We start from the raw sequence: 9,902 nt of genomic DNA, 5'->3' as shown, positions 1-9,902 counted from the left end.
TCACTGCCCTCCCCGTATGGGAGGGCGGCCGTCGGTCCGTCCGGAGCCGGCGGGCATCTTGTGATCTTCTTCACAAGACATTGTGCCTTGTCCGTCGGAAATGTGGTCTGACCTCCATAATGCCTTGACATGAAGACTTTGGCGGCCTCCTTAAGGGGGACCCCGGGCTTGGGCGGAGACCCTCGACATGGGAGGATGAAGACATGAGTCCGCGACAAATTGGCGTTACCGAGGTCGCCCTCCGCGACGCGCATCAGAGCCTGATGGCCACCCGCATGGCCATGGAAGACATGGTCGAGGCGTGTGCCGACATCGACGCAGCCGGCTACTGGTCCGTCGAGTGCTGGGGCGGTGCCACCTTCGATTCCTGCATCCGATTCCTCAATGAAGACCCGTGGGAGCGTCTGCGCACCTTCCGCAAGCTGCTGCCCAACAGCAAGCTGCAGATGCTGCTGCGTGGCCAGAACCTGCTGGGCTACCGTCACTACGAGGACATGGTCGTCGAGAAGTTCGTCGAGAAGTCCGCCGAGAACGGCATGGACGTCTTCCGCGTCTTCGATGCCCTGAACGATCCCCGCAACATGGCCCAGGCCATGCAGGCCGTCAAGGAGACCGGCAAGCACGCCCAGGGAACCATCTGCTACACGATCAGTCCGCTGCACACCACCGAGGGCTACGTGAAGCTGGCCGGCCAGCTGCTGGACATGGGCGCCGACTCCATCGCCTTCAAGGACATGGCCGCCCTGCTCAAGCCGCAGCCCGCCTATGACATCATCCGGGGCATCAAGGAGACCTACGGCGAGGACACCCAGATCAACGTCCACTGCCACTCCACCACCGGCGTCACCCTGGTGACCCTGATGAAGGCCATCGAGGCCGGCGCCGACGTCGTCGACACCGCCATCAGCTCGATGTCGCTCGGCCCGGGCCACAACCCCACCGAGAGCCTCGTCGAGATGCTCGAGGGCACCGAGTACACCACCGACCTCGACATGGACCGGCTGATCAAGATCCGCGATCACTTCTCGAAGATCCGTCCGAAGTACAAGGAGTTCGAGTCGGCCACCCTCGTCGACACCGACATCTTCCGCAGCCAGATCCCCGGCGGCATGCTGTCCAACATGGAGAGCCAGCTCAAGGCCCAGGGTGCGGGCGACCGCATCAAGGAGGTCATGGAGGAGGTTCCGCTGGTCAAGAAGGACGCCGGCTACCCGCCGCTGGTCACCCCGTCGAGCCAGATCGTCGGCACCCAGGCCGTCTTCAACGTCCTGATGGGTCGCTACAAGGTGATGACCGGCGAGTTCGCCGACCTGATGCTCGGCTACTACGGCGAGTGCATCGGCGAGCGCAACGAGGAGGTCATCGAGCTCGCCAAGGCGCAGACCAAGAAGGAGCCGATCACCCAGCGTCCCGCAGACCTGCTGGAGCCCGAGTGGGAGAAGCTCGAGTCCGATGCCCAGGCCCTGCCCGGTTTCAACGGGACCGAGGAGGACGTCCTCACCAACGCGATGTTCCCCGGTGTGGCGCCGAAGTTCTTCGCCTCCCGTCAGGACGGGCCGAAGAATGTCGGCAAGACCGAGGCCCAGCTGAAGCAGGAGGCCGACGTGGCCGCCGGCAAGGCGAAGGCCATCAGCGGCCCCATCCAGTACAACGTCACCTTCGACGGGCGCTCGCACAGCGTCAAGGTCGAGCCGGCCTGATCGCGCAAGGAGCACACAGACATGGCTAAGCACACAATGGCAGACCGCCTCGAACACCTGGAGGCCGAACGCGCACGCGTCCAGGCCGGCGGTGGCGAGAAGCGGATCGAGAAGCAGCACGCCAAGGGCGCGATGACCGCCCGCGAGCGCGTGGACGCCCTCCTCGACGAGGGCACCCTGCTGGAGGACGGTGCCTTCCGCAAGAACCGCACCACCTTCTTCGGCATGGACAAGGCGGACATGCCCGCCGATGGTGTCGTCACCGGCGCCGGCGCGGTCCTGGGCCGTCCCATCCACTTCGCCAGCCAGGACTTCACCGTCGCCGGTGGGTCGGCCGGTGAGGTGCACAACACCAAGGTCGCCGAGGCGCTCAATCGCTCGCTGAGCACGGGCACGCCCTTCGTCTTCATCAACGACTCGGGTGGTGCCCGTGTCCAGGAGGGCATCGACTCGCTGTCGGGCTACGGCAAGGTCTTCTACCAGAACGTCCTGCTCTCGGGCGTCGTGCCGCAGATCTCGATCATCGCCGGCCCCTGTGCCGGTGGCGCGGTCTACAGCCCGGCCCTGACCGACTTCATCATCCAGACCCGCAAGGCCCACATGTTCATCACGGGCCCCGGTGTGATCAAGCAGGTCACGGGTGAGGACGTCACGCAGGACGAGCTGGGCGGCGCCGATGCCCAGATGGCCTCCGGCGTGGTCTCCTTCGTGGCCGACGACGACGAGCAGGCGATCCTGATCGCCAAGAAGCTGCTCAGCTTCCTGCCGCAGAACAATGCCGAGGACGCCCCGATCGTCGATCCCGACGAGAACGTGGAGCCCAACGAGAAGCTGCGCAAGATCGTCCCCGACGAGGGCAACAAGGGCTATGACGTGCGCGAGGTGATCCGCGAGATCGTCGACCGCGGTGACTTCCTCGAGGTGCGCGCCGGCTGGGCCCAGAACCTCGTGGTCGGCTTCGGTCGCGTGGTGGGGCGCACGGTCGGCTTCATCGCCAACAACCCGTCGGTGATGTCGGGCGTGCTCGACATCGACAGCTCCGACAAGGGCAGCACCTTCATCCGCTTCTGCAATGCCTTCAACATCCCCGTGGTGAACCTGGTGGACGTGCCCGGCTTCCTGCCGGGTGTGGCCCAGGAGCGTGGCGGCATCATCCGTCACGGCGCGAAGATGCTGTACGCCTACTCCGCGGCCACGGTCCCGAAGATCACCGTGGTGATGCGCAAGGCCTATGGCGGCTCCTACCTGGCCATGTGTTCCAAGGACCTGGGTGCCGACAAGGTCTTCGCCTGGCCGAGCGCCGAGATCGCCGTGATGGGTGCCGAGGGCGCTGCCGCGGTCGTCTTCCGTCGTGAGATCGCCGAGGCCGAGGATCCCGAGGCCCGCCGCAAGGAGCTGGTCGAGGAGTACCGCGAGACCTTCTCCACGCCGTACATGGCCGCCGCCCGTGGCCAGGTGGACGACATCATCGACCCGGCCGACACCCGTCGCCAGATCGCCCTCACGCTGGAGGTCCTGGCCACCAAGCGCCAGCTGCGTCCGGCCAAGAAGCACGGCCTCGAGCCGGCCTGATCGGGGGAAGCACACATGCCAACCGATGTCAGCACTGCTGACCTCCAGGCGCTGGTCACCGAGCTCTCCGAGCGCCTCACGGCGCTGGAGGGCGAGGTGGCCGACCTGAAGGCCAACCAAAAGATTCCCGAGGACGTGATGGTGGCCATTTCGGCGGCCGTCGCAGCCTTCCTGGGGCACAAGGCGAAGGTCAAGGCCGTTCGTCTGCGCAGCAGCCAGAGCTGGTCCCACGAGTCTCGCGGGCGCCTCCACAACCGCCAGGTCAAGTGACCGCGACCAACCGAGAGAGAATCACATGAAGCTGAAGGTGACCGTCAACGGTCAGGAATACGTGATCGATGTCGAGGTCGAGGAGGAGCAGAAGCCCCAGCTCGGCCAGATCGTGATTGGTGGTGGGGGTGGCTCCGCGGCCCCGCAGACCGCCAAGATGCCGGCGGCGAGCTCCAATGCCGTCGTCGCCCCGCTGGCCGGTTCCGTGGCCCGCATCCAGGTGAAGGAGGGCGACGCCATTACCGCCGGACAGGTTCTGGTGGTGCTGGAGGCCATGAAGATGGAGACCGAGATCACCGCGCCGGCCGACGGCACGGTCGGCCAGATCCTCGTTGCCGCGGGCGATGCCGTGCAGGGTGGACAGGCCCTGATCGAGCTCGCCTGAGCACGTGCAGCCCGCAACAGGGGCACCCCAGCCCGCGCGGGGTGCCCCTGTTGCGTGTCTGGACGTCCTGGAGGCCTCCAGGGCCGTCTGGCGAGCATCGCCCGTCCGGTACCGCACGACCGGCGGAGTGCCGACTGCCATCGGAGCGGGTGTGGCGGCAATGCCAATGGGGGAAGACGTCTGATTGCTCCCGGGGTCGCCGGGGAAGAGTTTCCTGAGGGCCTGCTGAACCACTTCCGCACAAGCGTCCAATCCGACTTTCTATGACGTACGTTCTAGTCAACCAACACCGGTTGCGGAGGTTGGGGTTCTACATCCAAGTGGGGGATGTAGTGGCTGCCCTCCGGGGTGGCCACGAAATGCAAGCGGCGGGGCGAGGCCATCAGGCCCCGCCCCTGCCGCATTCCACGGGTCGACCAGCGCCCCGCAGGTGTGGGCACCAGAGGGCGAGGGGCCCCTGGCTTGACCAAAAACCCTTTGCAGCTTAGAAATGGGGCATCCCCACTCGGTTCTTTCCAATGGAGAAGTGATGTCCAGGATCCCCTTCTTGTCCTCCCCCGTGACCGGCCTGCTGCTGGTGGGTCTCGCCACCTCGATGGCGGGCTGCGCCCCGGCATCAGCTCCCCAGGAGGCCGCCAGCCCCAGCTTGGGTGCCCCGGTCGCCACGGCCACACCGACACCGTCCGCCGCGGCCTCCTCACCGGCCACCCCCTCTGCATCGGGGTCGGCGTCGGCGGCCCACGAGTTCGCCTATGAGGGCGCGCATGGGCCCGCGCACTGGGGCAGCCTGAACCCGGCGTGGGAGACCTGCGCCACCGGAACGAAGCAGTCCCCGGTGGACCTCGTCCGCCAGAAGGCAGAGGACCTGCCCTCGCTGTCGCTGGACTATGCCGGGGGCCAGATGGTGCTGGAGAACACCGGCCACGCCCTGCAGGCCACCGTGGCCCAGCCCCAGACGCTCGTGCGGGGTGGCCAGCAGTACAAGCTGGTGCAGTTCCACCTGCACACCCCCAGCGAGCACCTGGTGGGTTCCAAGCCCGCAGACGGTGAACTGCACCTGGTCCACTCCGATGCCAAGGGCAGGCTGCTGGTGCTCGGGGTGCTGATCACCTCGGGCGAGAGCAGCCCGCAGGCATGGTCGTGGCTCTCGGGCCAGCTGCCGGAATCCCCCGGCGTGACCCGTCCCGGTGGCCAGGTGGACCTGCGGGGCATGATGCCCTCGGACCTGGCGCACAGTGCCTACGAGGGTTCGCTCACCACGCCGCCGTGCACCGAGGGAGTGCAGTGGGTGCTGCTCGACGAGCCGGTCACCCTCGCCGCCAAGGACCTTGAGCGGCTGGAGAAGCTCGCCGGCGAGAACGCCCGTCCTGCCCAGCCCCTCAATGGCCGGGAACTAGAACAGGACGAGACGCCCTGATCCTCAGCCCTCCCGGTGCACCTTGTGGTTGGCCGCCTGGGCCCGCGGACGCACGACGAGACGATCGATGTTGACGTGCGTGGGCCGGGTGGCCATCCAGGTGATGCAGTCTGCGATGTCGTCGGCCACCAGCGGCTCGGCAACCCCGGCATAGACGGCATCCGCCTTGGCCTGGTCACCGTGGAAGCGGGTGAGGCTGAACTCCTCGGTGTGCACCATGCCGGGGGAGACCTCACACACCCGCACGGGACGGTCCACGATCTCCAGGCGCAGGGATCCCACCATCGCCCGCTCGGCCGACTTGGCGCCGCAGTAGCCCGCACCGCCCTCGTAGGGGGCCTCGGCTGCGGTGGAGGTGACGAAGACGATGGTGCCGTGGGCGGCCTCCAGGGCGGGCAGCAGTGCCTGGGTGACCCGCGCAGTGCCGAAGACATTGCTGGCGAACATCGTCTCCCAGGCCTCGAAGTCGGCCTCGGCCAGGGGCTCCTGGCCCACGGCCCCGCCGGCATTGTTCACCAGCAGGTGCAGCCCACCCCCGACAGCGGTACGCAGGCTGGTGACCTGCTCGGGATCGGTGATGTCGCACTGTTCGATGCTGACCGGGGCCTTGGACCACTCACCGATCTCCTCGGCGAGCGCGACGAGGCGTTCGCGGCGCCGGGCCACGAGGACGACCTCGTAGCCCTCGTGGGCCAGGCGGCGTGCGGTGGCGGCCCCGATGCCGGAGCTGGCGCCGGTGACCAGCGCGCGCTGTCCGCGGTGCTCGGCCGGCTCGCCGTCGAAGGGAGAAGTGGTGGGAAGCTGATCGTTCATGGCTCGATCCTGTCATCCTCGACGGTCCCGGGCCAGCCTTCTCGCACGGGGGCGGGCGCCGATAGGATCGACCCATGACCTACAAGCTGATCCTGCTCCGCCACGGCGAGAGTGAATGGAACCAGAAGAACCTGTTCACCGGCTGGGTGGACGTCGACATCAACGAGAAGGGCGTCGGCGAAGCCAAGAAGGCCGCCGAGCTGCTCAAGGCCGAGGGCCTGCTGCCCGAGAAGCTGCACACCTCGCTGCTGCGCCGCGCCATCCACACCGCCTACCTGGCCCTCGACGGCTGTGACCGCCACTGGATCCCGGTGGAGCGCAGCTGGCGGCTCAACGAGCGCCACTACGGCGGGCTGCAGGGCCTGGACAAGGCCGAGACGCTGTCGAAGTACGGCGAGGAGCAGTTCATGGCCTGGCGCCGCAGCTACGACACCCCGCCGCCCGTGCTGGACAAGGACGCCGAGTACTCGCAGTTCAACGACCCGCGCTATGCCGACATCCCCGAGTCGGAGCGTCCGCAGACCGAGTGCCTCAAGGATGTCGTGGGCCGCATGCTCCCGTACTGGGAGAGCAACATCAAGCCCGACCTGGCTGCCGGCAGGACCGTGCTGGTCACCGCCCACGGCAACTCGCTGCGCGCGCTGGTCAAGCACCTCGACGGCATCAGCGACGAGGACATCGCCGGGCTGAACATCCCCACCGGCATCCCGCTGTACTACGAGCTCGACGAGGACTTCACCCCCGTCACCAAGGGTGGCAAGTACCTGGACCCCGAGGCCGCGAAGGCTTCCATCGAGGCGGTCAAGAACCAGGGCAAGAAGTGATCATGGCCTGAATGGTCTCCTCACGGGGCCGGACAGACAGGAGGGGCTCGCGCCACATGGTGCGAGCCCCTCCTGTCGTCGGGTGGGCGGCCAGCGTGGTCGGATGCGACCAGTGTGCCCGGATCAGGTGCCGGACAGGATCAGGCGACCGGCCACTCGTCGCCCTCGGGCACGTCGCCGGTGATGACGTAGATGATGCGGCGGCCCATGGAGACGGCGTGGTCGGCGATGCGCTCGTAGTAGCGACCCAGCAGGGCGGCATCCACGGCGGCCTCGACGCCGTACTGCCAGTCGTCGGCCAGCAGGACCTTGAACTGCTCGCGGCGCAGCTGGTCCATCTCCTCGTCCTTCGCGGCCAGCTTGGTGGCCTCGGCCACATCGCGCTCGGCCAGGGTGCGTCCCGCCTGGCCCACCATCATGTCGGCCACCTCGGACATGCGGGCGAAGTTCGCCACCAGGGCCTCGGGCACCGCATGCTCGGGGTAGCGCAGCCGGGCGATCTTGGCGACGTGGGCAGCCAGGTCGCCCATGCGGGCCAGCTCGAAGATCATCCGCATGGCCGAGACGACGATGCGCAGCTCACCGGCCACGGGCGCCTGGCGGGCCAGGAGCTGGAAGCACTGTTCCTCGATCTCCTCGTGCATGGCGTCCAGGCGGGCGTCGTCGGCGATCACCCGCTCCGCCATGCGCAGGTCAGCCTGGAGCAGGGCCTCGGTGGCATCCCGCACGGCGGTGCGCACATTGCTGCTCATGCTCACCAGCTTGTTGGTGACATCATCGAGTTCTTCGCGGTACGTCTCGCGCATTGGGGGCCTTCCTGATCTGGAACGAGGGTCCTGGCAGACATCCTGCCATTTCGGGGGCACAGACGTCGTGATGAGGCTAGGGACTGGTGGGGGACGGCGAGCGGCACGGGGGTGTCCGGCAGGTGAACTGTGGGGGAACGCTCGGTCCCAGGGAGCCCCCCGGCGGGGGTATCGCCCGTGGTGGGGGCCATATGCTGGAGGCGTGATGGCGATCTTGTCGGCTGTGGGCGGAGCGGTGGTGGGAGCCCTGCTGGCAGTGCTGGGTACGGTGATGGTGGTGCGCAGCCAGCGCCAGCTCGCCGAGGTCAAGCAGCCCCAGCCCACACAGCCCACCCAGCTGGAACCGCAGGTGGTGGAGGTGATCGGCCTGCTGCGCTCCGCGGCGATGGTGATGGGGCCCCATGACGAGGTGCTGCACAGCAATCCGCAAGCCCGCTCCCACGGGCTGTGCCGGGCCAGCCGAGTGCTGGTCCCCCAGGTCCTCGACGCCATCCGGGAAGTGCGCCGGGAGCAGGAACCGCGGATCTTTGACACCGAGGTCTCCCGGGGGATCGGCGCCCCCTCGCTGCACCTGAACGTCAGGGTGGCCCCACTGGGGGAGCAGACGGTGCTGGTGCTCTCGGAGGACCGCACGCCGCTGCTGCGGGTCGACGAGACGCGCCGCGACTTCGTCGCCAATGTCGGTCACGAGCTCAAGACCCCCATCGGCGCGATCGCCCTGCTCTCGGAAGCCATCGAGCAGGCGGCCGACGAACCGGAGGCGGTGGTGCGCTTCGCTGCGCGGATGCAACGCGAGTCCTCGCGACTGTCCGAGCTGGTCGCCCAGATCATCGACCTGTCGCGGCTGCAGGCCGACGACCCGATGCTTCGGGCAGAGCCGCTGCAGCTGTCGCAGGTCATCGGTGACGCCCTGGCCCGCTCCGCGGAGTTGTCGGCCAAGCGCGAGGTGAACCTGGTGCGCACCGGCGACGAGGATGTCGCAGTGCTGGGGGACCGCCGCCAGATCGTCGACGCCGTCGCCAACCTGGTGACCAATGCGATCATCTACTCCGACCAACGGGCCCGCGTCTCGGTGACCACCAGCCTGGTCGACGACGGGGGCGACCACTTCGTCGAGGTGAGCGTCGCCGACAATGGCATCGGCATCAGCGTCGAGGACCAACAACGCATCTTCGAGCGCTTCTACCGCGTCGACTACGGCCGCAGCCGCGAGAACGGCGGCACCGGGCTCGGCCTGAGCATCGTCAAGCACATCGCGGCCGTCCACGGCGGTTCGGTCGACGTGTGGAGTCGACTCGGTCAGGGATCCACCTTCACCCTGCGCCTGCCCGTGCTCGACGAGGCGCTCCTGGACCACCCAGCAACCACCAACAATCGGCCCGAAAGGCAGTCATGACTCGTGTGTTGATCATCGAGGACGAGGAGTCCTACCGGGAGGCCACCGGCTTCATGCTCCGCAAGGAGGGCTTCGAGGTCTCCGAGGCGCCCGACGGCGCCGCCGGTGTCGCGGAGTTCGAGCGCACCGGCGCCGACATCGTGCTGCTGGACCTGATGATGCCGGGCATGCCCGGCACCGAGGCCTGCCGCCAGCTGCGCACCCGCAGCAATGTGCCCATCATCATGGTGACCGCCCGCGATGCGGAGATCGACAAGGTGGTGGGCCTGGAATTGGGGGCCGACGACTACGTGACCAAGCCCTTCAGCCACCGCGAGCTGGTGGCACGGATCCGTGCGGTGCTGCGCCGCGGCAGTGACCAGGAGCTGCTGCCCGAGCTGATCGAGGCCCGCGGTGTGAGGATGGACGTCGAGCGCCACGAGGTGACCGTCGACGGTGAGCCGATCCGCCTGGCGCTCAAGGAGTTCGAGCTGCTGGAGCTGCTGCTGCGCAATTCCGGCCGGGTGATGACCCGTGGCCAGCTGATCGACCGGGTCTGGGGCGCCGACTACGTGGGGGACACCAAGACCCTCGACGTCCACGTCAAGCGGCTGCGCGCCAAGATCGAGAGCGACCCGTCCAATCCGGTGCTGCTGGTGACCGTGCGGGGTTTGGGATACAAGTTCGAGGGCTGAGGCCTTAGGACGACGTCGCCTCCTCACCCGTCGATGGGTGAACCT

General features: G+C 67.6%; 10 protein-coding genes. 8 read left to right on the top strand and 2 right to left on the bottom strand.

The annotated features are described in order from the left end of the window. Window positions 1-203: 203 nt before the first annotated feature. From ACHFFZ_RS11930 to ACHFFZ_RS11910, 5 genes are all read left to right on the top strand, one after another. Complete coding sequence (locus ACHFFZ_RS11930) at window positions 204-1,700, top strand: methylmalonyl-CoA carboxytransferase subunit 5S (RefSeq protein WP_394276834.1); 1,497 nt, start codon at window positions 204-206, stop codon at window positions 1,698-1,700. 21 nt (window positions 1,701-1,721) lie between these two features. Next, entirely contained in the window at window positions 1,722-3,272 is a 1,551-nt protein-coding gene (locus ACHFFZ_RS11925; protein WP_394276833.1) for an acyl-CoA carboxylase subunit beta, read from the top strand. Window positions 3,273-3,287: 15 nt separating this feature from the next. Then, complete coding sequence (locus tag ACHFFZ_RS11920) at window positions 3,288-3,542, top strand: hypothetical protein (protein ID WP_394276832.1); 255 nt, start codon at window positions 3,288-3,290, stop codon at window positions 3,540-3,542. Window positions 3,543-3,567: 25 nt separating this feature from the next. Continuing rightward, on the top strand, window positions 3,568-3,927 hold the full coding sequence (locus ACHFFZ_RS11915) for a biotin/lipoyl-containing protein (protein ID WP_394276831.1): 360 nt from the start codon (window positions 3,568-3,570) through the stop codon (window positions 3,925-3,927). A 529-nt stretch (window positions 3,928-4,456) separates the two neighbouring features. Next, the gene (locus ACHFFZ_RS11910; RefSeq protein ID WP_394276830.1) at window positions 4,457-5,344 is read left to right on the top strand and encodes a carbonic anhydrase; all 888 of its coding nucleotides are present in this window, start codon (window positions 4,457-4,459) and stop codon (window positions 5,342-5,344) included. Window positions 5,345-5,347: 3 nt separating this feature from the next. On the opposite strand, the gene ACHFFZ_RS11905 is transcribed toward ACHFFZ_RS11910, so the two are convergent. Then, the gene (locus ACHFFZ_RS11905; RefSeq protein ID WP_394276829.1) at window positions 5,348-6,157 is read right to left on the bottom strand and encodes an SDR family NAD(P)-dependent oxidoreductase; all 810 of its coding nucleotides are present in this window, start codon (window positions 6,155-6,157) and stop codon (window positions 5,348-5,350) included. Window positions 6,158-6,231: 74 nt separating this feature from the next. Between ACHFFZ_RS11905 and ACHFFZ_RS11900 the strand changes: the two genes are divergently transcribed. Further along, window positions 6,232-6,981, top strand: a complete 750-nt coding sequence (locus tag ACHFFZ_RS11900) for a phosphoglyceromutase (protein WP_394276828.1) — start codon at window positions 6,232-6,234, stop codon at window positions 6,979-6,981. 140 nt (window positions 6,982-7,121) lie between these two features. On the opposite strand, the gene phoU is transcribed toward ACHFFZ_RS11900, so the two are convergent. Beyond that, complete coding sequence (gene phoU, locus ACHFFZ_RS11895; RefSeq protein WP_394276827.1) at window positions 7,122-7,787, bottom strand: phosphate signaling complex protein PhoU; 666 nt, start codon at window positions 7,785-7,787, stop codon at window positions 7,122-7,124. A gap of 205 nt (window positions 7,788-7,992) precedes the next feature. On the opposite strand from phoU, the gene ACHFFZ_RS11890 reads away from it, so the two are divergent. Together ACHFFZ_RS11890 and ACHFFZ_RS11885 are read left to right on the top strand one after the other, a co-directional pair. Continuing rightward, on the top strand, window positions 7,993-9,183 hold the full coding sequence (locus tag ACHFFZ_RS11890; protein WP_394276826.1) for a sensor histidine kinase: 1,191 nt from the start codon (window positions 7,993-7,995) through the stop codon (window positions 9,181-9,183). After that, complete coding sequence (locus ACHFFZ_RS11885) at window positions 9,180-9,857, top strand: response regulator (RefSeq protein ID WP_394276825.1); 678 nt, start codon at window positions 9,180-9,182, stop codon at window positions 9,855-9,857. Before ACHFFZ_RS11890 ends, ACHFFZ_RS11885 begins: the two co-directional genes overlap by 4 nt. Window positions 9,858-9,902: the final 45 nt, after the last annotated feature.

The sequence above is a fragment of the Luteococcus sp. genome (assembly GCF_043424415.1).
Classification (GTDB): domain Bacteria; phylum Actinomycetota; class Actinomycetes; order Propionibacteriales; family Propionibacteriaceae; genus Luteococcus.
The sequence above is the reverse complement of the archived record's forward strand: the minus strand, read 5'-3'. Positions and strand labels throughout refer to the sequence as shown.